The organism is Deinococcus actinosclerus (assembly GCF_001507665.1).
GTDB classification, from domain to species: domain Bacteria; phylum Deinococcota; class Deinococci; order Deinococcales; family Deinococcaceae; genus Deinococcus; species Deinococcus actinosclerus.
Window position 1 is genome coordinate 623,954 of the sequence record NZ_CP013910.1, and the last position, 21,650, is coordinate 645,603.

26 protein-coding genes are annotated in these 21,650 nt (G+C 73.9%); 19 read left to right on the forward strand and 7 right to left on the reverse strand.

The window, feature by feature from the left end; all coding sequences use genetic code 11:
* Window positions 1–57 precede the first annotated feature (57 nt).
* The 3 genes from AUC44_RS02985 (at window position 58) to AUC44_RS02995 (ending at window position 2,819) form a co-directional block, all read left to right on the forward strand.
* Entirely contained in the window at window positions 58–1,443 is a 1,386-nt protein-coding gene (locus AUC44_RS02985) for a D-alanyl-D-alanine carboxypeptidase/D-alanyl-D-alanine-endopeptidase (protein ID WP_062157330.1), read from the forward strand.
* Between the two features lie 101 nt (window positions 1,444–1,544).
* A complete protein-coding gene (gene rdgB, locus AUC44_RS02990) occupies window positions 1,545–2,144 on the forward strand; it encodes an RdgB/HAM1 family non-canonical purine NTP pyrophosphatase (RefSeq protein ID WP_062159648.1) in 600 nt (199 codons plus the stop codon).
* A gap of 135 nt (window positions 2,145–2,279) precedes the next feature.
* On the forward strand, window positions 2,280–2,819 hold the full coding sequence (locus AUC44_RS02995) for a hypothetical protein (RefSeq protein ID WP_062157331.1): 540 nt from the start codon (window positions 2,280–2,282) through the stop codon (window positions 2,817–2,819).
* Window positions 2,820–2,884: 65 nt separating this feature from the next.
* Here the strand turns inward: AUC44_RS02995 and AUC44_RS03000 are convergent, their stop codons facing one another.
* Complete coding sequence (locus AUC44_RS03000; protein WP_046844160.1) at window positions 2,885–3,331, reverse strand: SufE family protein; 447 nt, start codon at window positions 3,329–3,331, stop codon at window positions 2,885–2,887.
* A gap of 138 nt (window positions 3,332–3,469) precedes the next feature.
* On the opposite strand from AUC44_RS03000, the gene AUC44_RS03005 reads away from it, so the two are divergent.
* From AUC44_RS03005 to AUC44_RS03030, 6 genes are all read left to right on the forward strand, one after another.
* The gene (locus AUC44_RS03005) at window positions 3,470–4,333 is read left to right on the forward strand and encodes a sulfurtransferase (RefSeq protein ID WP_062157332.1); all 864 of its coding nucleotides are present in this window, start codon (window positions 3,470–3,472) and stop codon (window positions 4,331–4,333) included.
* A gap of 362 nt (window positions 4,334–4,695) precedes the next feature.
* Window positions 4,696–5,985 (forward strand): alpha/beta hydrolase family protein, encoded by a 1,290-nt coding sequence (locus tag AUC44_RS03010; RefSeq protein WP_062157333.1) that lies wholly within the window; start codon window positions 4,696–4,698, stop codon window positions 5,983–5,985.
* 1 nt (window position 5,986) lies between these two features.
* Complete coding sequence (locus tag AUC44_RS03015) at window positions 5,987–6,244, forward strand: hypothetical protein (protein ID WP_157445147.1); 258 nt, start codon at window positions 5,987–5,989, stop codon at window positions 6,242–6,244.
* Window positions 6,245–6,457: 213 nt separating this feature from the next.
* Window positions 6,458–6,745, forward strand: a complete 288-nt coding sequence (locus tag AUC44_RS03020; RefSeq protein WP_231724509.1) for a hypothetical protein — start codon at window positions 6,458–6,460, stop codon at window positions 6,743–6,745.
* A 68-nt stretch (window positions 6,746–6,813) separates the two neighbouring features.
* Window positions 6,814–8,205, forward strand: a complete 1,392-nt coding sequence (locus tag AUC44_RS03025; RefSeq protein ID WP_062157336.1) for an Ada metal-binding domain-containing protein — start codon at window positions 6,814–6,816, stop codon at window positions 8,203–8,205.
* A 73-nt stretch (window positions 8,206–8,278) separates the two neighbouring features.
* Window positions 8,279–9,139: an isocitrate lyase/PEP mutase family protein gene (locus tag AUC44_RS03030; RefSeq protein WP_062157337.1), complete on the forward strand. Its 861-nt coding sequence runs from the start codon at window positions 8,279–8,281 to the stop codon at window positions 9,137–9,139.
* On the opposite strand, the gene lepB is transcribed toward AUC44_RS03030, so the two are convergent.
* From lepB to AUC44_RS03045, 3 genes are read right to left on the reverse strand one after another with little or no spacing between them, the layout of a single operon-like run.
* Window positions 9,093–9,806: a signal peptidase I gene (gene lepB, locus AUC44_RS03035; protein ID WP_082688928.1), complete on the reverse strand. Its 714-nt coding sequence runs from the start codon at window positions 9,804–9,806 to the stop codon at window positions 9,093–9,095. The genes AUC44_RS03030 and lepB overlap by 47 nt on opposite strands.
* Window positions 9,803–10,147: a hypothetical protein gene (locus AUC44_RS03040; RefSeq protein ID WP_062157338.1), complete on the reverse strand. Its 345-nt coding sequence runs from the start codon at window positions 10,145–10,147 to the stop codon at window positions 9,803–9,805. The genes lepB and AUC44_RS03040 overlap by 4 nt, the downstream gene beginning before the upstream one ends.
* Window positions 10,144–10,461, reverse strand: a complete 318-nt coding sequence (locus AUC44_RS03045) for a PadR family transcriptional regulator (RefSeq protein WP_058977945.1) — start codon at window positions 10,459–10,461, stop codon at window positions 10,144–10,146. The genes AUC44_RS03040 and AUC44_RS03045 overlap by 4 nt, the downstream gene beginning before the upstream one ends.
* A gap of 132 nt (window positions 10,462–10,593) precedes the next feature.
* Here AUC44_RS03045 and AUC44_RS03050 point away from each other — a divergent pair, with 132 nt between their 5' ends.
* From AUC44_RS03050 to AUC44_RS03080, 7 genes are all read left to right on the forward strand, one after another.
* Complete coding sequence (locus tag AUC44_RS03050) at window positions 10,594–11,946, forward strand: FAD-binding domain-containing protein (protein WP_062157339.1); 1,353 nt, start codon at window positions 10,594–10,596, stop codon at window positions 11,944–11,946.
* A 229-nt stretch (window positions 11,947–12,175) separates the two neighbouring features.
* A complete protein-coding gene (locus AUC44_RS03055; protein ID WP_062157340.1) occupies window positions 12,176–12,706 on the forward strand; it encodes a DinB family protein in 531 nt (176 codons plus the stop codon).
* Window positions 12,703–13,551, forward strand: a complete 849-nt coding sequence (locus tag AUC44_RS03060; RefSeq protein WP_062157341.1) for a hypothetical protein — start codon at window positions 12,703–12,705, stop codon at window positions 13,549–13,551. The genes AUC44_RS03055 and AUC44_RS03060 overlap by 4 nt, the downstream gene beginning before the upstream one ends.
* 22 nt (window positions 13,552–13,573) lie before the next feature.
* The gene (locus AUC44_RS03065; RefSeq protein WP_062157342.1) at window positions 13,574–14,158 is read left to right on the forward strand and encodes an NUDIX domain-containing protein; all 585 of its coding nucleotides are present in this window, start codon (window positions 13,574–13,576) and stop codon (window positions 14,156–14,158) included.
* Between the two features lie 2 nt (window positions 14,159–14,160).
* Entirely contained in the window at window positions 14,161–14,775 is a 615-nt protein-coding gene (locus tag AUC44_RS03070) for an IMPACT family protein (RefSeq protein ID WP_062157343.1), read from the forward strand.
* The gene (locus AUC44_RS03075) at window positions 14,768–16,255 is read left to right on the forward strand and encodes an ATP-binding protein (RefSeq protein WP_062157344.1); all 1,488 of its coding nucleotides are present in this window, start codon (window positions 14,768–14,770) and stop codon (window positions 16,253–16,255) included. The genes AUC44_RS03070 and AUC44_RS03075 overlap by 8 nt, the downstream gene beginning before the upstream one ends.
* A gap of 254 nt (window positions 16,256–16,509) precedes the next feature.
* Window positions 16,510–17,646 (forward strand): hypothetical protein, encoded by a 1,137-nt coding sequence (locus AUC44_RS03080; RefSeq protein WP_062157345.1) that lies wholly within the window; start codon window positions 16,510–16,512, stop codon window positions 17,644–17,646.
* A 9-nt stretch (window positions 17,647–17,655) separates the two neighbouring features.
* On the opposite strand, the gene AUC44_RS03085 is transcribed toward AUC44_RS03080, so the two are convergent.
* Genes AUC44_RS03085 through AUC44_RS03095 form a run of 3 tightly spaced genes read right to left on the reverse strand, consistent with a single transcriptional unit; the run spans window position 17,656 to window position 19,380 of the window.
* The gene (locus AUC44_RS03085) at window positions 17,656–18,096 is read right to left on the reverse strand and encodes a hypothetical protein (RefSeq protein WP_062157346.1); all 441 of its coding nucleotides are present in this window, start codon (window positions 18,094–18,096) and stop codon (window positions 17,656–17,658) included.
* Between the two features lie 34 nt (window positions 18,097–18,130).
* Complete coding sequence (locus AUC44_RS03090; protein ID WP_062157347.1) at window positions 18,131–18,601, reverse strand: hypothetical protein; 471 nt, start codon at window positions 18,599–18,601, stop codon at window positions 18,131–18,133.
* A gap of 11 nt (window positions 18,602–18,612) precedes the next feature.
* Window positions 18,613–19,380, reverse strand: coding sequence for a GGDEF domain-containing protein (locus AUC44_RS03095; RefSeq protein ID WP_062157348.1), 768 nt, complete (start codon window positions 19,378–19,380; stop codon window positions 18,613–18,615).
* A 97-nt stretch (window positions 19,381–19,477) separates the two neighbouring features.
* On the opposite strand from AUC44_RS03095, the gene ispF reads away from it, so the two are divergent.
* The 3 genes from ispF to AUC44_RS03110 all read left to right on the forward strand — a co-directional run bounded on the left by ispF (window position 19,478) and on the right by AUC44_RS03110 (window position 21,563).
* On the forward strand, window positions 19,478–19,975 hold the full coding sequence (gene ispF, locus AUC44_RS03100; protein WP_062157349.1) for a 2-C-methyl-D-erythritol 2,4-cyclodiphosphate synthase: 498 nt from the start codon (window positions 19,478–19,480) through the stop codon (window positions 19,973–19,975).
* A complete protein-coding gene (locus AUC44_RS03105) occupies window positions 19,968–20,435 on the forward strand; it encodes a tRNA (cytidine(34)-2'-O)-methyltransferase (RefSeq protein ID WP_157445148.1) in 468 nt (155 codons plus the stop codon). The genes ispF and AUC44_RS03105 overlap by 8 nt, the downstream gene beginning before the upstream one ends.
* 99 nt (window positions 20,436–20,534) lie before the next feature.
* Complete coding sequence (locus tag AUC44_RS03110; protein ID WP_062157350.1) at window positions 20,535–21,563, forward strand: GGDEF domain-containing protein; 1,029 nt, start codon at window positions 20,535–20,537, stop codon at window positions 21,561–21,563.
* Window positions 21,564–21,650: the final 87 nt, after the last annotated feature.

A 21,650-nucleotide genomic window follows, 5' to 3' on the forward strand; every position in this document is an offset into this window, starting at 1 on the left:
GGAGGGTCGCCCTGAGCGGTCGTCATGCCCTCACGTTCAGCCTTTATCCTGGGCCGCATGCGCCGCGCTTTCCTGACTGCCGCCCTGCTGGGTCTGACCGGGGCGGCGCAGGTGGCCGCGCCCGCCGCGGGGAGCGCAGGGACGCTGCACCTGTCGCGCGAGCCGGGCCTGAGCGCGGGGGTGCGCGCGGCCCTGCGGGGACTGCCGGGGGACGTGGAGACGGTGGTGCTCGTGCAGGATCTGCGGACGCGGGCGGTGCTGGAGGCGCGGCAGCCGGACCGGGCGCTCATTCCGGCGAGCACCACGAAACTGGTGACGGCCGCCAGCGTGCTGGATGAGCGGGGCGGCGCGGGCGGCTGGTGGAGTGCCGAGCTGACCGTCCCGGCCGCGCAGGCGGGCCGCGCCTCGGTGAAGGCGGTGACGCTGCGCGGTAGTGGCGATCCCACCCTGAGTGTCGTGGAGGGCGGGTATAGCCTGCGGGCGCTGGCGCGCCAGGCGTACGCGCGGGGCCTGCGTGAAGTGGGCGAGGTGCGCGTGGACGACCTGGGCTTCGACTCGGCGGCGTGGGAGGTGCCGCTGGGCGCACCCATGACGGCGCTGCGGCTCGCGGAGTGGCACGACGATCCGCCCGCGTCGGCGCAGGCGGCGCGGGAGCGGCTGGGCGCGGCGCTGACGGCGCAGCTGCGCGCGGCGGGCGTGCGGGTCACGCGGGACTCGCCAGCGCGCGCGGCCCCCTGGCAGGCGTGGGTGCCGCCCGCCCGGACGGACGAGCGGGGCCGGGCGCTGCCGCCCGAGCCGGTTACGCCCGTGGCGGCCCGCCCGGAGCAGGGGATCGCCAGTGTGCGCAGCGCCTCGCCGTTCCGGGTGCTGGCGGCCACGCTGCGGCCCAGCGACAACCTGCGCGCCGAGGAGCTGCTGGGCACCCTGGCGCACGGCGCGAACGGCACGCTGCGCGGGGCGCTGGCGCGCGAAAGGGCTTACCTGCGCCGCATCGGCGCGGACCTGAGCGAGGTGGAACTGCACGACGGCAGCGGCCTGAGCCGCGACAACCGCCTGAGTCCGCGCGTCCTCGTGGCCGTGCTGCGCGAGCAATTCGACCTGCCCGCACCCCTGCCGGGGAAGGCGGGTCTGCCGGAGGCGCTGTACCGGGCGCGCGGCAACGCGTTCGCCGAGGCCCTCCCACAGGCCGGCACGGGCGAGAACGTCCCGGAGCACGACGGGCGCGGCGGGACGATGGCGCTGCGGCTGCGCGGCGCGGGCCTGGACGTGCGCGCCAAGACCGGCACGCTGCCCGGCGTGAGTGCCCTGGCCGGGTACGTCACGGGCCGCAGCGGGCACGTGCTGGCCTTCGCGGTGATCATGAACGGCCCGGAATCCAGCCCGATCCTGACCCTGCGCGCCGTGCAGGACGACGTGGTGCGCGCGGTCGCGGCGGCGCACTGACCCCGGGCCCCCCACTGGCGGGGTGCGGCGCGGTCGGGCGAGGTTCATGCAGGGGTCGAGCGGCATCCCATACACTGCGGGGCGTGACGACTGAAGCGGGCATGAATGTGGTGGTGGCGACCAGCAACGCCGGGAAGATCCGGGAGATCGAGGAGGCCATGCAGGGCCTGGGCTGGACGCTCAGCCCGCTGGGCAGCCTGCCCCTGCCGGAGGAGACCGGCACCACCTACGAGGAGAACGCGGCCCTGAAGGCCTGCGCGGCCGCCGTCATGCTGGGCCGCCCCGCACTGGCGGACGACAGCGGCATCGAGGTCGAGGCGCTGGGTGGCGAGCCCGGCGTGTACTCCGCCCGCTACGGCAACCGCGACAGCGACGTGGAACGCAACGTGTACCTGCTGGAGAAACTGCGCGGTCAGACCAACCGCCGCGCGAAATTCGTGTCCGTCGTGATCCTGGCGTACCCGGACGGGCACCTGGAAACCTACCGGGGCGAGCTGCCCGGTACGCTGCTGGAAGGGCCACGCGGCGCGAACGGCTTCGGGTACGACCCGCTGTTCGTCCCGGACGGCGAGACCCGCACCCTGGCGGAGATGACGGTGCCGGAAAAGCGTGCGGTCAGCCACCGGGGCCGGGCCCTGGCGGCGCTGCGTGACGCGCACCGGGGCGGCCCGCCCGCGCGGGAGACCACCCCGGGCGTCTGACCGGCGCGGGGACGCGGGGCCACCTCTGACCGGGCTGGCCCCGCGTTCATGCTTCCCTGACAGCCTGTGCAGCCTTCCTTCACCCTGGGCGCTGCGTTCCAGTCGTGCCCCGGCCGCGCTCCGTACCGTGGGGGCATGAGTGCATACCGGAGTGTGGTGGCGGGACTGATCGGGGGCGCCGTGGGCACCCTGGCGATGGGGCAGTACTGGACGCGGGTGGCGCCGCTGCTGCAGGGGGACAGCGGTAGCGGTGGGGGCAGTGAGCAGCCGAAGAAGGACGAGCATTCCATCTCGGTCATCGGGCAGCAGCACCAGCCCGGCGAGAGCAGCACCGCCGCGATCGGCCGGGTCGCGTACGAGAAGGCCGAGGGGCACGCCCCGGGCAAGCAGACCCGCGCGGCGCTCAGCGAGGCGGTGCACTGGGGCATGGGCGTGGGCAGCGGCGCGCTGTACGGCGCCCTGGCGGGCCGGGGTAACCCCGTCAAGGGCGCGGCGTTCGGCGTGGGTCTATGGGCGTTGGTGGACGAGGGGATCGTGCCGCTGCTGGGTCTTCAGGACGGCCCGGCCGGCACGCCCGCCAGGGGCCACGCGAACCGTCTGGGCGCGCACCTGACGTACGGGCTGGCGCTGGGCGTGACGGCGCTGCTGCTGGGCGCGCTGCTGCCCGAGGACTGAGCCGGGAAGAACGGAAGCGGGCCGCCCCCCGGACAGGGGAGAGCGGCCCGTTTCGCTGCGGGTGCTTACGCCCTGGCGTGGTCGCGCACGTCGTTCTTCAGGCGCATCAGGATGGCGCCCATGCCGCGCAGGCGCATGGGGGTGATGAGTTCGGTCAGGCCCATGTCCATGTAGAACTGGTCGGGGATGCTCAGGATCTCCTCGGGCTGCGCGCCGTCGAGCGCCTCGTGCAGGATGCCGGCGTAGCCGCGCACGGTGGGGGCTTCCTCGGGCACCTTGAAGTACAGGTGCATGCCGCCCTGCTCGTCCTGCTCGGTGACCAGGAAGAAGGGGCTGGTGCATTCGGGCACCGGCTGGAGGAACTCGGGGTGCTCGAGGTACTTCTCGGGCAGGCCGGGGAGTTTCTTGCTGTATTCCAGCAGGGCCTGGAGGCGCAGGGGTTTGGGGGCGCTGCGGAACATCGTGACGATGGTCTGGAGTTTGTCCGGCAGGGCGGGCGCGGCGTCGGTCATGCGCGGAGTGTAGCGCCGCCCCCGGGGCGGGATTGGGTGGGCCTGTCCAGTTGACCACTTTTGTCAATAAGTCTGGGATCAGGGTACAATCCTGGGGCACTCGGCAGTTCCCCCACCACTCACAGGAGGCACCACACCATGGACTACGCGAAAGACGTACTCGTCAGCACCGACTGGGTCGAACAGAACCTGAACACGCCCGGCATCCGCCTGATCGAAGTGGACGAGGACATCCTCCTCTACGACACCGGCCACGCCCCCGGCGCCGTGAAACTCGACTGGCAGGTCGACCTGTGGCACCCCGTCGAGCGCGACTTCATCACCCCCGACAAGGTCAGCGACCTGCTGGGCCGCCTGGGGATCAATGAGGGCGACACCATCGTCCTGTACGGTGACAAGAGCAACTGGTGGGCCGCGTACGCCTACTGGTTCCTGTCCTACAGCGGCGTCAAGAACCCCCTGAAACTCATGAACGGCGGCCGCCAGAAGTGGGTCGCGGAAGGCCGCCCCACCACCACCGACGCCCCCAGCGTCGAGGCGACCAGCTACCCCGCCCTGACCCGCGACGACAGCCTGCGCGCCTACCGCGACGAGGTCAAGGCCCACCTGGAAAGCGTCAAGGGCGGCACCGGCGCGCTGGTGGACGTCCGCAGCCCTGACGAATTTTCAGGCAAGGTCACGCACATGCCCAACTACCCGCAGGAAGGCGTGCTGCGCGGCGGGCACATCCCCGGCGCGCGCAGCATCCCCTGGGCCAAGGCCACCAACGAGGACGGCACCTTCAAGTCGGCCGACGAACTCAAGGCCCTGTACGAGGGTGAGGGCGTCACCGCCGACAAGGACGTCATCGCGTACTGCCGCATCGCCGAACGCAGCAGCCACAGCTGGTTCGTGCTGCGCGAACTGCTCGGGTACCCCAAGGTGCGCAACTACGACGGCAGCTGGACCGAATGGGGCAACGCCGTGGGCCTGCCCATCGAGAAGAGCTACAGCGAGGCGTAAGCCCGCCCCACCCCGCACCCCCGGCCCCCGCAGGTCGGGGGTGTTGCCGTGCCGTCGCCGCGCAGGTCAGGAGTGGCCTGAGGCGACGTGGCAGGTCCAGGCTGGCTCTCGCCGCCGGGTATAAGGGCGCGACTTCGCTTGTGAAGAGATCGGCTGTTTTCCGGGGTCATCCTGAAGGCTGTCCCGGATCGGTGCGCACCGGCCCCCCTGTCGGGGGTATGCTGCGCTTCGTTTCACCAACTGATTCAGGTTCCACAGTAGCCGACCCGTCTGCCTGCCCCGCCCGCGCGGAGGCGTGCAGACCGCCACCCCCGGAGGAACACCCGATGCGCCGCCTTGCCCTGTGCCTTAGCTTGACCCTGATGATCGCCGCCACTGCCCCGGACGCCGCCGCCCAGACCGCCCCCACCGCGCCGAACACTGCGGCGCCCCAGACCGCCGCGCCGTTCCTGCCCGGCGACGCCCGCCCCGACGCCCCGGAACTCGCCGCGCGCGGCAGCTTCGCGGTGGGCGTGCGCACCGTCACGCTGGTCAACCCGGGCCAGCCCGACCTCGCCCGTGCGCCACAGGGTGGGCCCGTACCGCGCGCCGACCGCCGCCTGACCGTGGAGGTCTGGTACCCCACCGCGAGCGGCGCGAAGGAAGCCGTCACGTACGCCGACACCCTCACGAGCGGGAAGGCCTTCACCTTCGACGGCCGCGCCGCCCGGGACGCCAAGCCCCTGAGCGGGCAGGCGTTCCCACTGGTGATCGTGTCGCACGGGTACACCGGCAGCCGCTACCTCCTGACGTACCTCACCGAGAATCTCGCCAGCAAGGGGTACGTCGTGGCGGCCATCGACCACACCGACAGCACCCACGACAACCGCGGGCCGTTCAACAGCACCCTGGTGAACCGCGCGCCCGACATCAACTTCACCCTCGACCAGCTCGCGAAACTCGGCGCGCCCGGCAGCGGCTCCCCGCTGAGCGGCGTCGTGAATGCCAGCCGCACCGCCGTCCTCGGGTACTCTATGGGCGGCTACGGCGCGCTGAACGCCGCCGGGGCCGGGTACGCCCCGAAGGTCGCGGCGCTGCTGCCCGGCGGCACCCTGACCCCCCGCCAGACCGGCGCGTTCACGCCCGACCCTCGCATCCGCGCCGCCGTCGCCTTCGCGCCCTGGGGCGGCCTCAGCGCCGCGCGTGGCCTGGGCGTGCCCACCGGCGAGTACGGCTTCTGGGACACCAAGGGCCTGGAGGGCCTGAAGGTGCCCACCCTGTTCGTCGTGGGCGACCATGACGACGTGTCCGGCTTCGAGGAGGGCGTCAAACCGCTGTTCGAGCACGCCGTGAACGCCGACCGCTACCTGCTGGTGTACCAGAACGCCCGGCACAACATCGCCCCGAACCCCGCGCCCAGCCTGCCGGGCCTGAGCTTCGCCGACCACGAGCACTACGCCGATCCGGTGTGGGACAGCGCCCGCCTGAACAACCTCAACCAGCACTTCGTCACCGCCTTCCTGAACCTCACCCTCAAGGGCGACGCGGGCGCCGCCGCGTACCTGAACGTCCCTACGCCCATCGCCGCGAACGCCACCGGCGCCGCCGCCTGGAAGGGCTTCGCGCCCCGCACCATGCTGGGCCTGGAGCTGTACCACCTGCGCCCCCGCTGACGTGACCGACATCCGCCGTACCCTCCACCACGTGCAGGCGGACGGGCAGCACCTGCGCGTGCACCTGCTCGTCAGCGGCGCCGTCCGCCTGGACCTGGACGGCGTCACACACGACGAACCCACCCTGGAGGGCGCCCTGGACGCCGCGGCCCTGTGGCCCGCCGTGCCCGGCGCCCTCTACAGCGCGCTGGCCTGGGAACTGGACCTCTGCGCCACGCGTGGTGGACCCTGGTCACCGCCGGGCGGCCCGGCCGCCTGAACCACGCCCCGGCGTGAAGGACCCCACAGGGGCGCCCAGAGCGGGGGATATCCACCCCCACCCCGGGCGCGTTACCCTAGGTGGGATGCTGGGTTTCCTGATCGTCATTGTGCTGCTGGCCGCCGCCGCGTTCGCCTGGCGGGCCACGCGCCGCGCCGCGCCCCCCAGTCCACCCGGCCCCCCGAACCGGCCGCGCCGCTGCCCGCCGGGGACGTGCGCCCCACCGCGCCCACCCTGGTCATGCCCGGCGAGGGCGGCGAACTGCTGCACGACGCGCAGAGCGAGATGCTCGCCGACGTGAGCCCCGAGGAACTCCAGCGTCTGATGGCCGCCGTGCCCAGGGACGTCATGGGCCGCGCCATCGGGCAGGAGGAACTGACCAGCCACGCTCCCGTCACCGCCGAGCAGCGGCAGGAACTCCAGGGGCTGGGCAGCGCCCTGGACGACCTGGACTTCTGGAACGTCGAGGAGAGCGACCCGAAGAACCCGCCGAAAGCCTGACGGGCCCAGGCGATTCCCCCGGAGCTTTCCGGTAGAGCCCGCCCCGGTCGGCCCCGCACAATGCGGGCATGACCCTCCCGTACGCCCGCGACTTCATGCTGGGCCGCATGTTCGCGGCGGACGCGGCGTTCGACGGGCTGTTCTACACCGGCGTGACGAGCACCGGCATCTACTGCCTGCCGTCCTGCCGGGCCCGCAAACCCCGCGCGGAGCACGTGCGGTTCCACGCGACGCCCCATGAGGCGCGCGCGGCGGGTCTGCGCGCCTGCCGCCGCTGCCACCCGGACGCCTACCGGGGCGTGCCCGGTCCCGAGGCGGCGCTGCTGACCGCGCTGGGCGGCGTGCGCGTGCCCGACGTGCCGGGCGTGCGGGCGCTGGCCGACGCGCTGCACGTGGGGGAGAGTGCCCTGCACGCCAAGTGGCGCGAGCTGTTCCAGGTGACGCCCGGCGAGTGGCTGGCCCGCGAGCGCGTCCGGCTGGCCGCGCGGACCCTGCGCGGCACCGGGGCCAGCGTGGCGGAGGTCGCGTTCGCAGTGGGCTTCGGGAGCCTGTCGGCGTTCGGCGCGCAGTTCCGGCGCGGGATGCACCTGACCCCGCAGGCGTGGCGGCACGCCGGGCGCGGCGCCGGGCTGACCCTGACCCTCCCGGCGGCCTTCCCGCTGGAGGTCGTGTGGCGCGACCTGGGCCGCGACCCGGACTCCGTGACGCAGCGGGTGGATGCGCGCGGTGGCCGAGTGGCCTTCGCCTGGACCTTCCCCGGCGGGCCGCAGCGGGTCACGCTGCACGTCACCGCCGGGCAGGTCGAGGTGCACCCGGACGACCCCGGGGCGCTGACCCCCACCGACTGGGAAGCGCTGCACACCCTGACCGTCCGCGCGCTGGGGCTGCACACGCCCCTGTCCGGCGGCGACTGGCCGGTCCCGCTGGTCCCGCAGGCCCTCGACGGGCTGATCTGGGCGGTGGCGGGGCAGCAGGTCACGTTCACGCAGGCCTGCCGCATCCGCCGCACACTGACCGGGCGATATGGCACGCCCGTCGCGGGGGGGCTGACCGCGCCGCCCACCGCCGCGCAACTGGCCGCCCTGGGCGACGCCGACCTGCGCGCCTGCGGCCTGACCGACGCGCGCGCGGCCCTGCTGCGCCGCCTCGCGGGGCGGGTCGCGCGGGGCGAACTGAACCTGGACGCGCTGGCGCGCGGCACGGTCGGCGCGGCCCGCCGCACGCTGCTGGCCGTGCCCGGCATCGGGCCCTGGACGGCGGACTACGTGCGGCTGCGTGTCCTGGGCTTCCCCGACGTCGTGCCTGAGGGGGACGCCGCGCTGGCCGCCAGCCTGCGCCGCACACACGCCCTGCCCGCGCGGCCCACGCCCGCGCAGGTGCAGGCGCTGCTGCTGCCGCACGCGCCGCGCCGCAGTCAGGCCGTGCTGCGTGCGTGGCACGCGGCCCTCGACCCCGTGTAAGCCCTGCCCCTCACCCCCGGTCCGGCGCGTAGGGGTGCCGGACGACCTTCCCCATGCCGCCAGGAGCCCGACCATGATCCGACCCGACCACGCCCGCACCCTCCACGCCCTGCACGCCCCCGCTGGTGGCGGCCTGATCCTCCCGAACGCCTGGGACGCCGCGAGCGCCCGCACGCTGGAGCACGCGGGCGCGCCCGCCATCGGCACGACCAGCGCCGGGATCGCCTTCGCGCTGGGCTACCCCGACGGGCAGGCCGCGCCCGTGGAGGACCTGCTGGACGCCCTGGCGCGCCTCGTCCGGGCCACCTCCCGGCCCGTCACCGCTGACCTGGAAGGCGGGTACGCCCCTGACCCAGAGGGCGTCGCGGCGACTGTGACCCGCGCGCTGCGGCTGGGCGTGGCGGGCCTGAATCTGGAGGACGCTGCCGGCACGGGCGCACTGCGGTGCGTCGAGGACCAGACGCTGCGGCTGCGCGCCGCCCGGCAGGCCGCCGACGGCCTGGGCGTCCCCGCGTACCTGAATGCCCGGACCGACACGTACCTCGCCGGGGTCGGGACCACCCCCGCTGAACGCTTCGCGGAGACCGTCCGGCGCGGCCGGGCGTACCTGCACGCCGGGGCGGACAGCGTGTTCGTGCCCGGCCTGACCGACCCCACGACCATCCGCGAGCTGCGCGCCGCGCTGGGCGGCCCGGTCAGCGTGATGCTCCTGCCCGGCGGGCCCGGCGCCCCCACCCTGCTGCGCGCCGGGGCCAGCCGCGTCAGCAGCGGCCCTGGCCTGATGCTCGCCTCGCTGGGCCACACCCTGACCCTCACCCGCGACCTGCTGGGCCCCGGCACCCTGCCCGCCACGCCCGGCCCCGACTACGCGCAGGTGCAGGGGTGGTTCAGTCGCCCGGCAGCAGGCGCGGATTCCAGTGCGCCGGGCCGCTGAGCTGCACGCGCCGTTCGGGGTGCGCCTGTCCGTCGCAGGGAGGCTGCGCGTGCCCGGGGACGGTCAGGGGCCACACGCTGGCGACCGCCCGCCCGGCGATGTCGGCGGTGTCCACCGGACCGAAGACGCGGCTGTCGAGGCTGCCCCCCTCGCTGCGGTTGTCGCCCATCACGAAGTACGCCCCGGCGGGCACGGTGACGGCGGGCGTGTTCGCCAGCGGACTGGCGGTGTCGTGGCAGCTGGCGTCCCAGTACGCCTGCGTGCGCGGCTCGGGGAGCGGCTGGCCGTTCACGAGGACGGTGCCGCCGCGCACCTGAACTGTGTCGCCGGGCAGGCCCACGACGCGCTTGACGAGGTACGGGCGGTACGCCCAGGGGAGGGTCACGCCCCGGTACTCGCGCGTCCACTCGGCGGCGGCGCTGCGGGGCGGTTTGAACACGACCACGTCGCCGCGCGCGTACGTGCCCAGCCCGGCGCGGTGCGCCCAGCCCTCGACCTTCGGGACGACCAGCCCCTCGCCGTGGCGCAGGCCGGGCAGCATGCTCGCGCCGTCCACGCGCACGGCGGTCGCGCCGAACTGCGTCACGAGCAGCGCGACCAGGACGGGCGACCCCCACTCCTGCCAGAGGCTGCGCCAGCGGCCCGGGCGGCCCTGCGGCGGGGTCACCGGCTCACCTGCGCGGCGGGTGCGGGGGCGGGCGGGGTGTGGGTGCCCAGCGCGTACGCCGCGCCGCCCAGCAGGCCCGCCGCGAGCAGCCAGCGCAGCGCCAGCCCCAGCGTGTACGTCCGCGCGAAGCGCAACGCGGTCAGGGGGGCGGGGCCCGCGTCCCGCAGCGCCTGCGCCCAGGCCTGCGCCTCGTCCAGGCCGCGCAGGCGGGCGTTCAGCATATCCAGGTGCAGGTGCCCCAGCAGTTCGGCCCGCACGACCCGCGCGGCGCGCGGGGGGATCAGGCAGGTCACGCGGCGCAGGTAGGCGCGCACCTCGCGCGGGGGGTCGGGCGGGGTCACCAGAGGCCCCGCAGCGCCCGGTCGAACGCGTGGTAGCGCTCGCGGCGCCGGGCGAGCTCCTCGCGGCCCGCGTCCGTCAGGGTGTACGTCCGCACCGGGGGGCCGCCGCGCGCGGGGCTGGTCTCCTGGGCCCGCAGGAACCCGGCGCGTTCCAGGCGGTGCAGCGCGGGGTACAGACTTCCCGCGTTCAGGCGGATGTGCCCGTCCGTGCCGCTCTGGACGCGCGCGGCGATGTCCTGCCCGTAGCCGCCCTCGCGTTCGAGGACGCTCAGGAGGATCAGGTCGAGGTTGCCCTTGAAGAGGTTCGGATCCACGGTTATCAGAGTCCGATATCAGGATGTGATGACGGTGAGCCGTCGGCCCCCACGGCTGCCCCGCCCCCACAGCCCCGGCCTCTGCACGCGACCGTACGGTCTGACCGGGCGGCCCCCTGCCATCCTGACCGCATGACCGCCCCGACCGCCGACCTGTCCCTGGACCTCCCGGACGCGCAGCTGCCCGGCGTGCTCGGCGCGGCCCTGACCGGCCTGTACACCGGCGAGCCGCGCCTGCCCGCCCGGCCCGGCGGGCGTGAGGCGGGACTGGCGGCGCTGCACGCCTGGACCGGAGCCGGGTACCGCGAGCGCAACCACCTGTCAGGGAACGTGTCGCGCCTGAGCATGTACCTGCGGCACGGCATGATCGGCATCCGCGAGGTCGCCGCCCACGCCCGCCACGTCCTGCGGGGCCGCGAGCGCGACGAGTTCCTGCGGCAGCTCACCTGGGGGGAGTTCTTCCGGCTGGTGCTGCGCCAGGAGGGCGCGCGCGTGCTGGACAACCTGGAGGAGCCCAAGTACCCCGCGCGCTGGACGGACGCGCTGCCGGACGACGTCCGCGCGGCCCGCACGGGCCTGCCCTGCGTGGACGCCTGGGTCACGCACCTGATCCGGGACGGGTGGCTGCACAACCACGAGCGGCTGTGGTTCGCGGCGTACCTGATCCACTGGCGCGGCGTGCACTGGCGGGCCGGGTACGCCTTCTTCCGCGAGCACCTGCTGGATGGGGACATCGCCAGCAACGCCCTGTCGTGGCAGTGGGTGGCGAGCACCTTCAGTGGCAAGCCGTACGTCATGAATCAGGAGAACGTCGAGCGCTTCAGCGGGGGCCGCTGGTGCCAGGATTGCACCGCGCGGTGCCCGTTCCGGGGCAGCTACGAGGACCTGGAGGCGCGCCTGTTCAGTGGCCGACTGCCCGAGGAGGCCCCGACGTCCGGTACCGGAGACTCTCGCCGCGCCGCGCCAGCGGATGAGGTGGTGGCCGCGCCGATCCAGCCGACCGGGCCGACCTCCCCACGCGTGGTGTGGGTGCACGGGGACGGGCTGTCCGTGACGGACCCGGCCCTGAGCGCCTGCCCGGACGCCCCGGCGCTGTTCGTCTTCGACCGGCCGTTCCTGTCGGGGACGCCCATCGCGTTTCCCCGGCTGGCGTTCATGTACCAGGGCGTGCGGGACATCGCTGCTGGGCGCCGGGCGCCCACGCACGCGCGGGTGGGCGCGGTCGCCGGGGAACTCGCGGCGTTCGCCCGCGTGTACGGGGCGGGGGAACTGCACGTCACCCGCAACTTCACGCCGGAATTCACGCGCATCCTCGCGGGCGTGCGCGCCGCGCACCCGGACCTGCGGGTGGTCGTGCACGACCCCGAACGCCTGACGTCCTTCGACGGGCCGGTGCGGCGCTTCTTCGGCTTCTGGAAGAAGGTGGAACGCGAGGTGTTGCAGGGCGCTCCCAGCCCCGACGCCCCCCGGCGCGGTCACCGCTGATACGGACTCGGGTTGAAAGGTTTGCAAAGCCGTTCAACCCGAGCAGCCTCGGAGAGCTGCGCAGCAGAGCGAGCAGGAGCGAAACGCCCCTCCGGGCGTGGAGTTGGCAACCCGGTGCCCTTCCGGGTTGTTAACGCAACAGACGGAATCCGTGTGACCCACCCCAGACCAGGGCCGGGTGTCCATCTGGCGGATGCGCCCGCCCGCCGGGGTGGGGGAGACTGCCCGCATGACTGCACCGAATGCCGACCTGCGCGCCGCGTACGCCTGGGCCCGCGTGGGCCGCGAGCGCCTGCTGACGTGGCTGGAATCCCTGCCCGGGGGCGTGTACACCCTGGAACGCCCGGACTTCGCGTTCGGCAGCCTGCGGAACGTGCAGGTGCACGTCGCGGACTGCTACCGCATGTGGATCGCGGCGCGCGGCCTGGGCGAGACCGTCGTGCGGCTCGACCCGAGCGCGCTGCCGGACGTGGCGGCCCTGCGCGCCGCCTTCGCGGACGTGGACGCCCTGGTCGAGCGGGCGCTGGCTGCCTTCACGCAGCCGGACGAGCCGCGCCGCGTGACCTCCGGGGACCGGGAACTGGAGGTCACGGGCCGCTGGCTGGTCATGCATCCCCTGACGCACGAGTTCCACCACAAGGGCCAGCTCCTGACGATGGGCCGCGTGCTGGGCTTCCCGTACCCGGCAGGGCCTGACACAGACCTGGGGCCGCCGCTTCCTCCGGCAGCCCTGGGGCTGCTGACGGAGCCCGGCGCTTGAACGTCCTGAACATCCCGGTGGACACCGCGCTGCTGGCGGCGTGGCGCGGCTGGCTGGCCCCGGCGCGGCAGCCGTTCTACCTGACCGGGGCCGAGGCGGACGCGCTGGGTCTGGAGGCGCTGGGCCTGGAGACCGTGCCGCGCGACGGGCTGACGCTGACCCCCGAGGCGCGCGACACGATCCTGGCATGGAACATTGCCCCGGGGGCCGACCGGGTGGCGAGGCTGACCCTGGCGGACGTGGACGCCCTGGCGCCCGCGTCCCGCCGGGCGTTGCTGCGCGCGCAGGTGCGCCACGGGCGCGGGAACGTCCCGCTGGGGCGCGCCTTCCCGGACCTGGGGCTGCCGCCGGGCCGGTTCCTGTGGCGCCCCGAACAGCTGACCGCCGGGGTGCTGGCGCGGGTCGTCGCGGCGTCCGGCGCGCCCTGCCAGCGCTCGGAGGTCCCGCCGGAGGTGTGGCGCGCGGCGCAGGAGGTGCTGCCGGGCGCGCGGGCGCTGGCGGGCACGTTCCCGCAGGGCAGCGCCGGGAACTGCTTCGGGACCGTGATGGGCGCGGCGGGGGTGCCCGGTGCGGCGGGCGAATGGATGCAGCGCGAGCCGTTCGAGGCCTTCCTGCATGAGCGCACCCGGCCCGGCGGGCGGGACGATCAGGCGGGCACGGTGCTCCTGTGGCGTTCGGCCAGTGGGCTGGCGCAGCACGCCGCCGTGACGCTGGGCGGCGGCTGGGCGCTGCACAAGGCCGCGCAGACGTGGTGGACGCCGCGCGTGGTGCTGCCCACCGCCACCCTGATCCGCGCGTCCCGCTCGGCGGGCTGGCGGCTCTCGCGCCGTCACCTGCTGGCCTGAGCGGCTCTGGTAGCCTGCGGACATGACTCACCCGAACTGGGCGGCGCTGACCGAGGACGACACGCAGCCGTGGGAGACCCTGGATTCACGTCAGCTCGTGTCGGGGTTCCGCACCGTGTTCGAGGATCGCGTGCGGCTCCCGAACGGCGCGGAGACGACCTACCAGTACCGCCCGCGCGGGCCGCGCGCTGTGTTCGTGCTGCCCGTCACGGCGCAGGGTGAGGCGGTCCTGATCCGCCAGTACCGCTACCCGCTGCGCGCGACCGTCACCGAGGTCGTCGCGGGCGGCGTGGAACGCGGCGAGGATCTGCTCGCGGCGGCCCAGCGGGAACTCCTGGAGGAGGTGGGCGGCGCGGCCAGCGAGTGGGTGCCGCTGCCCGGCTTCTACCCGCAGCCGAGCATCAGCGGCGTGATCTTCTACCCGTTCCTGGCGCTGGGCGTCACGCTGGGCGACATGCATCACGAGTACACCGAGACCATCGAGCGGCTGGTGGTGCCCCTGGCCGAGGCGTACCGCCGCCTGGACGCCGGTGAGGTGCTGGACGGGTCGAGCAGCCTGACGATGTGGCACGCGCGGGCCGTGCTGGCCGGGCGGGGCCTCCTCTGAGCATGGCGCCGACCGACCTGCCCGCGCCGTTCACGACCCTGGCCGGGCCGCACCGCACGGACGCGGTGATCGAGAACAGCGAGTTCCTGACCTTCGCCGACCGCGCCGACACGCCAGGGGACGCGCTGGCGCAGCTGTCGGCCCTGCGGGCGCGCTACCCGGACGCCACGCACCACTGCTGGGCGTACCGCATCGGCGGCGCGTACCGCTTCGGCGACGACGGCGAGCCGGGCGGCACGGCGGGCGCGCCGATCCTGCGGGCCATCGAGGGTCAGGGCGTGGACCGCGTGATGGTCGTCGTGGTGCGCTTCTACGGCGGCGTGAAACTGGGCGCCGGCGGGCTGGCGCGCGCCTACGGGGGCGGCGCGGCCGAGTGCCTGCGCACCGCCGCGCGGCTGGAGGTCCGCCCGCGCCGCACCGTGCGGGTCGCGGTGCCCTTCGACGCGCTCAGCGGGCTGTACCACCTGCTGGGCACCTGGGACGTCACGCGCGGCGAGGAGACGTACACGGCCATTGGTGTGGAACTCGACGTGCACCTCTATCCCGAGGACACCGGGGCCTTCGCAGCGGCCCTGCGGGACGCGACGCGCGGCGCGGCGGTGACCGACCTTGAGTGACCTGGCCCCCACCCCGACGCTGTCCCCACCCGCGCCGACTCCATCCGCGCCGACCCCGCCGGACCTGATCACGCTGGGCGACCTGCACCTGGGCCGCTTCCGCAAGGTCAAATCCCTGCTGCTGCTCGTGTACGTGTCGCTCGAAGGCCCCACGCCACGCCGCCGGCTGGCGACCCTGCTGTGGCCCGGCGCCGCCCGCCCGGAAGGCAGCCTGCGCGTGGCCCTGCACGCCCTGCGCGAGGTGTACCCCGACGCGCTGGGCGGCGAGGAGCGCCTGAGCACCCCCCTGACCGGCGACGCCGCCCGCCTGCTGACCCGGCGCGGCGAGGCCGCCTGGGACGCTTACGCCGGGCCGTTCCTGCACGGCGTGCCGCTCAGCGGCGTCTCGACCGAGTTCGAGGAGTGGGTGGAGGCGCAGCGCGAACGCCTCGCGCGGCACGTGCAGGAGGAGGCCCTGCGCGCCGCCGAGACCGCCGAACCGGGCCGCGCCGCCGACTGGGCCGCGCGGGCCTACCGCACCCCGGGCGCCCCACCGCCCGAGGCGGACCTGCTGCGCCGCGCGCTGCCGCTGACGCTGCCCGGCTCGCCGCTGGAGGCGGAGATCCGCGCGGAACTGGGCGAACTGGACGAGGGGACGCCCACCCCGGCCTCCGCACCCCGCGTGGCCGCGCGCATGCTGGGCCGCGAGGCGGAACTCGACACGCTGCTCGCCTGGACCCTCGCCCCGCAGGGGGACCCCCCGGCAGGCGGCGCGGCCCTGATCACCGGCCCCGGCGGGATCGGCAAGAGCACCCTGACCCGCGAACTCCTGCGGGAACTGACCCGCCTGGACCGCCCCGCGACCCTCGTGGACGCCGAGGGCGCCAGCAGCGCCGCCGAACTGAGCGCCCGCCTCGGCGGCGCCCTCACGCCCGGCCAGGCCGCGCCCCCCACCCTGGCCGCCCTGAGCGACCACCTGCCCCCGCACGCCACGGTCCTGCTGGACGGCGCGGACGCCCTGAACGACCTCCCGGACCTGCTGCGCGCCCTGCGCCGCGACCTGCCCGGCGTGCGCTGGGTGATCAGCAGCCGCCGCAGCCCCCCCGGCCTGCTGGGGGAAGGGGACCTGCTGCTGCCCCTCGCGGGCCTCCCCCAGGCTCCGCCGGAAGCGGACCTCGCGCAGATCGCCGCGAGCAGCGCCACTCAACTCTTCCTGCGCGAAGCCGCCCGCACCCGCCGCGACCTCACCCTGACCCCCGCCAACGCCGCCCTGATCGCCGGAATCACCCGCCGCCTCCACGGCCACCCCCTGGCGCTGGCCCTCGCCGCGTCCTGGCTGCGCGTCGAGCACCTCGACGCCGTGTACGCCCGCGTCCTCACCGAGGCCGCCCAGCTCACCCCGGAAGGCGGCGGCAGTGACGGCCGGCGCGGCCTGACCGCCGTCGCCCGCCGCTCCTGGGACCTCCTGACCCCGAGCAGCAACGCGCGGCGCTGCGCCTGAGCGTCACCACCGACCTCGACCCCGCCGACGCGCCCCACCTGGGCGTCCCCGCACCCCTCATCGACGAGCTCCTCACGCACAACTTCCTCGAAGCGCACCAGCCCGGCACCGAACGCCTGCGCCTGTACCCCGCGCTGCGCGGCCTCCTGACCGAACAAGCCACGGCGCACCCGGACCTGATCACGCAGGCCCGCGCCGACCACGCCCGCCACTACCTCACGTGGTTTACCGCCCAGCCCCCCGAAGCGCCCCCGGTGGACGCCGAACGCGACAACATCACGGCCGCCCTGCACGCGGCGCTGCACAGCGGGGACGCCACCGCCGCCCAGATCGACCACTTCCTGGCGCACCACGACCGGCGCGGCCTGCACGCCAGCGGCACCGACACCTTCGCCGCCCTGGCCGACGCCGCCGAGGACCACCGCGCCCCGGACAGCGTGCAGGCCGCCGCGCAGATCGCCAGCATGTGGCTCGCGTACCGCGCCGGACGCCTGCTGGACGCCCAGACGCTCGCCGGACACTTCCTGGCCGGACCACTGGCCGCCGACCCCACCAGCCGCATGAAAGTCCTGAACACCCTGGCGTCCGTGAGAGCCACGCAGGGCCAGCTCCGTAGTGCCACGGACCTGTTCCAGCAGGCGCTGGCGCTGGCGCTGGAACTGGGTGATCAGGTCCGCGCGGTGTTCTACCGGGTGAACATCCTGTCCAGTCTGGGGTTCATCGGGAACCCAGCGCAGGTGCAGGAGGTCACGACTGAACTGCGCGCTGAATTAACGAATCTGCCCGAGGGACTGGCCTGGATGGTCCGCGAACGCCTCCTGCAGGCCGAGCTGTACGTGCCAGGGGCCGATACGAACCGGCTCCTGACCGAAGTGCAGCAGCTCACGGAGTACGCGGAACGAGCGGGCAACATCCACACGTTCCATCAGGCGATGCTGATGCAGGTCCGCCTGCTCCTGCGGCAGCATAAGGTGCGTCAGGCCGAACAGAAACTGAACGACTGGCGGAAGCACCTGACCGACGACGGTCAGCCCGCTGACCGCATGGAATGGCATCTGCTCAGCGCCGAAGTGGCGTATGCCCGTGGACGGGCGGACCAGGGCCGCATGCATGCGCGTCACGTTCTGCACCTCCTGAACCAGTTCCCGCAACCGTGGGAACTGGTGGAACTGTGCCTCGTGCTGGTTGACGACCTCGAAACGCGCGCTCCGCAGCAGACGGCGCGGCTGCTGCGGAGCATTCGGGATACCGCCTCATTGCACCAGTGGCAGCGCTGGCGGGCCGGCCAGTCTCTGATATCGCGCCTCCCAGTGGACAGCAGCAGTGAGGTCGCCGAATTTCACCTCTCTCAAGTCATGGCGTGGGTGCAAGAACAGCTCGGCACGTCCTGAGTGGGAGGCTCAGGGTCCGAGGAAGCTGGTCGGCCCACCCTCGTCGCCTCCACTCTCCAGTTCGGCGGAGGTCGAGTTCGTCAGCTGGGCAATGGTGGCCGGTTGGAACAGGGCGGGCTGTTCCGTCTTGGCGCCCTGTGGAACGCCATCGACGTAGTACAGCGGGTAACCGTTGCAGGTCTGCTGGCTGTAGTTGAACCACTGGTCACCCGTCCGCACCTGGTGGCTGAATGTGAGTCCCTGGATGGTGGGTGGGTCGGTGACCGTCTGTAGGGGGACGTATTGTTTCACGAATGATAGGAGGTACGCCGACCAGTCGTACCCGGCAGCGACGCTCTGGCCTCCCTTCACGAGGGGGAAGACGAACAGGGCCAGATCCTTGCCCTGTCGTCTGGCGTACAGCTGGCCGTTCTTCTCGTAGATGCTGTCTTTCTGTGGACCTTCAGTCATGGAACCTCCGTTGAAGTGTGGTGCGTGTTTCAGTTTAGGGCCCGTGGGGGCGGTGGTGCGGGCCGGGCAGCTGGGCCTGGTCCAGGCGAACCCGGCTGAACAGGTGGGGAACCTCGCCGCCGGGGACCTGGCCGGGGTGGTCGTGGGCGTACAGGTACAGGGGCCAGCCCTGGTAGGTGGTGTGGTCCCAGGTGCGTAGCCCGTGCGGGTCGCGCGCCTGGGCGTGAACGAGTCCGGGCGGGGGGTGTGGGGCGGGCGGCAGGACGGGCAGGGGCACGTACTGGTACAGGAACGCCTTGAGGTGTTCGGGCCACTGCGCGGCGGTGAGAATGGTGTCGCCGGTCAGGAGGGCCATCTGCAGCGGCGTGAAGCGGTACAGCGCCAGCGGGCCGCGTGGCGTGTGGACGCTCAGGTGGGGGCCGTCGGTGCCCAGGTGCAGCAGATCGGCGGGCGGCAGGGGCTGGCCCAGGCGGCGGGAACCGGTGGCGTGGGGTGGGCGCGTCATGGGGCGTGGCCTCACAGCGCCAGGCTCGCGTGGCGGGTGGGGGCCGGGCGCAGCAGGCGGCGCAGCAGGCCGAGCGGACCGCGCGGCTGGCTGGGTGTGCCCGCGCGGTCCTGGGCGGCGGCGAGCAGGTCGGCCAGGGTGCGGCCGTCGTGTGGGGCGTCGGCGAGGCCGGTGCAGACGTCCGGCTGGCGGCCCAGGACGCTCAGGTGCTGGGCGGCGCGGCGCAGCAGGGGGGCCAGTCCGGCGGGGGTCAGCGGGTGGGGGCTGAGCAGCACGAACTCGTGGGGTCCCACGTGGTACGCGCTGGCGCTCCAGCGCTGCGCCGCCTGTTCGAGGTCACGGGCGATGTGGCGCAGGGCCCGGTCAACGGGGGGGTCGCCGAGGTGCTGGCGGTGGTCGCGCAGGGTGGGGAGGCGCAGGGCAGCGAGGGTGGTCACGCCGTGGGTCTGGGCGGCGTCGCCGAGCAGGGCGTCGCGGGTGGGCAGCTGCGTGACGGGATCGAGGTGATAGGTGTGCACGTCCTCGATCAGGAGGAGGCGGTCGGTGTTGGGCAGGGTGCTCAGGTGCAGGCGGCACACGCGGCGGTCGCCGCTGGGGGTGAGGAGGCGGGTGTGGTGGGTGCCGTCGGCCCAGGTGGTGACGGGGGCGGGCAGGCCGGCGGGATGGAACGCCCGGGTGTAGGCGTGGTTGGGGCAGGCGTGGGTGGGGGCGTGCGCGGGCCAGCGCAGGGCGGGCACGGGCAGCAGGTGGAACAGGTCGTCTTCGAGCGGGTGGGTCATGGTCGCGGGCGTCTCCCTGGGGGTGGGGGCGGCGGGGGTGGTGCCACGCAGTGTGCGGGGCGGGGCGTTAAGGGGGCGTTACCGCTACACTCCGGGCATGAGTTCGTGGCCGTTCAGGGTTGGATTCGGGGAGGACGCGCACCGTCTGGAGGCGGGGCGGCGGCTGGTGCTGGGCGGCGTGGAGATCGGGCACGCGGAGCTGGGAGCGGTGGCGCACAGTGACGGGGACGCCGTGCTGCACGTGGTGGCCGACGCGCTGCTGTCGGGGCTGGCGCTGGGGGATATCGGGGGGTACTTCCCGGACACGGCCGAGCAGTGGCGCGGGATGGACTCGCGCGTGATCGTGGAGCGGGCGCTGGCGCTGGTGCAGGAACGCGGCTGGGTGCCGGTGAACGTGGCGGTGGTGGTGACGCTGGACCGCCCGAAGCTGGGGCCGCTGCGCGCGGAGATCGCGCGGTCGGTGGCGGCGCTGCTCGCGCTGCCGGAAGGGGACGTGGGCGTGAGTTTCAAGACCTCCGAGGGACTGGCGCCGCTGCACGTGCAGACTCGGGCGACGGTGCTGCTGGCGCGCGTGGCGGAGGCCGGGGGTGAGTGAGGGGACGCCGCTGCTGCGCGTGGTGCTGTTCGAGCCGGAGAAGGCCGGGAACGTGGGCAACGTGGCGCGTACCTGCGCCGTGCTGGGCGCGGACCTGCACCTGATCCGCCCGTTCGGCTTCCACCTGCACGACCGCGAGTTCCGCCGCGCGGTGATGGACTACCTGGAGGGAGTGACGCTGCGCGAGCACGCCAGCTGGACGGCCTTCCAGGGCACGCTGGAGCCGGGCGCGCGGGTGTGGGCGTTCAGCACGCACGCGACCGAACTGCACACCCGGGCGGGCTTCCGGCGGGGGGATTACCTGCTGTTCGGGCCGGAATCGCGCGGGCTGCCCGCGTGGCTGCGCGACGCTCTGCCGAAACTGAAGCTGCCGCAGCCGGGCGGGGGCCGCAGCCTGAACCTGAGTGTCGCGGCGGGCGTGGCGGCGTTCGAGGCCGGGCGGCAGATCGAGGGCTGGTGAGGCCGGGCGCCCCGGTCATGGGGGCGCCCCTCACAGGTCAAGATTTCCCTTGACGTTGATGTATCTGCCGGGTGACCCGGCTGCATAGATTGACGGGTAATGTCCCGTCCGCCCGCCCCCTTCACCGATTCACCCGGCAGCCCGCCGAAGCGGCTGTCCTCCGCCTACTTTCAGGTGGCCGTGATGTCCTGCGCCTCGCACGGGGCGCTGCTGCTGTTCGACTGGGTGCACGGCGGCCAGCACCTGGGCGTCCTGTTCAGCGCCCTGCTCGTCAGCGTGATCCTGGCCGCGCTGCTGGCCTGGGGGTGGCTGCCGCTCCACCTGCTCAGGGGCGCGCTGGCCTGGTCACTGCCGGTCTGGGTGCTGGCCCTGGTGGCGGTCGCGGCCATCCAGACCGGGCAGGTCCCCGCGCCGTATTTCCTGACACTGGCGATCGTGACGGCGGTGCTGCGCGCCACGCTGCCCGCCCGGCCCGCCGCGCGCGCCACGCTGGCCCTGATGACCGCTGCCGGCGGCGTGGTCCTGGGGTGGGCGCCGGATCAGACGCCGCTGCTGATCAACGCGGCGTTCCTGGCCGGATTGATCGGGTTCCTGGCCGAGCATGGCGTGACCCTGCACGCCGAGCGGCAGTACAGCGAGGCGCTGCGGGTCCTGGCCGCCACCGACGCCCTGACCGGTACCCTGAACCGGCGCGGGGGCGAGGTGGCCCTGAAGGCCCTGATGCAGGAGGCGCGGCTGGGGCAGGTGGCGGCGCTGCTCCTCGACATCGACCGCTTCAAGGGCATCAACGACCGGTTCGGGCACGCGGCCGGTGACGAGGTCCTCGCGCAGGTGGCGCGCGCGGCCGGCCGGGCGGCGGGCCCGGACGTGACCGTGATCCGCTGGGGCGGGGAGGAATTCCTGCTCGCCTGGTCCGCCGTGCAGCCCGCGCAGGCGCACGAGGTGGCGGCCCGGGTCGTGCGGGCCGTGCGCGCCGTGCGGGTGCCGGGGCAGGGCCAGGGGCCGGCGGTGACCGTCAGCGCGGGGCTGGCCTTTGCCGACGAGGTGCACGGACTCGAGGCGCTGGTGCAGCTGGCCGATCAGCGGATGTACGCCGCCAAACAGGCCGGTGGGGACCGCTGGCAGTGACCCTGCGGCGGCGGAATTGAAACGCGACCGCGGCGTGTGCTGACGGCCCGAACGGGACGCTGGGACCCCCCTCATCCGGGCGCCCGG

Bases quoted from the DNA above. Each gene is read 5' to 3' on its own strand.
- AUC44_RS02985 (WP_062157330.1), top strand. From the start codon at position 58: ATGCGCCGCGCTTTCCTGACTGCCGCCCTGCTGGGTCTGACCGGGGCG.
- rdgB (WP_062159648.1), top strand. From the start codon at position 1,545: ATGAATGTGGTGGTGGCGACCAGCAACGCCGGGAAGATCCGGGAGATC.
- AUC44_RS02995 (WP_062157331.1), top strand. From the start codon at position 2,280: ATGAGTGCATACCGGAGTGTGGTGGCGGGACTGATCGGGGGCGCCGTG.
- AUC44_RS03000 (WP_046844160.1), bottom strand. From the start codon at position 3,331: ATGACCGACGCCGCGCCCGCCCTGCCGGACAAACTCCAGACCATCGTC.
- AUC44_RS03005 (WP_062157332.1), top strand. From the start codon at position 3,470: ATGGACTACGCGAAAGACGTACTCGTCAGCACCGACTGGGTCGAACAG.
- AUC44_RS03010 (WP_062157333.1), top strand. From the start codon at position 4,696: ATGATCGCCGCCACTGCCCCGGACGCCGCCGCCCAGACCGCCCCCACC.
- AUC44_RS03025 (WP_062157336.1), top strand. From the start codon at position 6,814: ATGACCCTCCCGTACGCCCGCGACTTCATGCTGGGCCGCATGTTCGCG.
- AUC44_RS03030 (WP_062157337.1), top strand. From the start codon at position 8,279: ATGATCCGACCCGACCACGCCCGCACCCTCCACGCCCTGCACGCCCCC.
- AUC44_RS03050 (WP_062157339.1), top strand. From the start codon at position 10,594: ATGACCGCCCCGACCGCCGACCTGTCCCTGGACCTCCCGGACGCGCAG.
- AUC44_RS03055 (WP_062157340.1), top strand. From the start codon at position 12,176: ATGACTGCACCGAATGCCGACCTGCGCGCCGCGTACGCCTGGGCCCGC.
- AUC44_RS03065 (WP_062157342.1), top strand. From the start codon at position 13,574: ATGACTCACCCGAACTGGGCGGCGCTGACCGAGGACGACACGCAGCCG.
- AUC44_RS03070 (WP_062157343.1), top strand. From the start codon at position 14,161: ATGGCGCCGACCGACCTGCCCGCGCCGTTCACGACCCTGGCCGGGCCG.
- AUC44_RS03085 (WP_062157346.1), bottom strand. From the start codon at position 18,096: ATGACTGAAGGTCCACAGAAAGACAGCATCTACGAGAAGAACGGCCAG.
- AUC44_RS03090 (WP_062157347.1), bottom strand. From the start codon at position 18,601: ATGACGCGCCCACCCCACGCCACCGGTTCCCGCCGCCTGGGCCAGCCC.
- AUC44_RS03095 (WP_062157348.1), bottom strand. From the start codon at position 19,380: ATGACCCACCCGCTCGAAGACGACCTGTTCCACCTGCTGCCCGTGCCC.
- ispF (WP_062157349.1), top strand. From the start codon at position 19,478: ATGAGTTCGTGGCCGTTCAGGGTTGGATTCGGGGAGGACGCGCACCGT.
- AUC44_RS03110 (WP_062157350.1), top strand. From the start codon at position 20,535: ATGTCCCGTCCGCCCGCCCCCTTCACCGATTCACCCGGCAGCCCGCCG.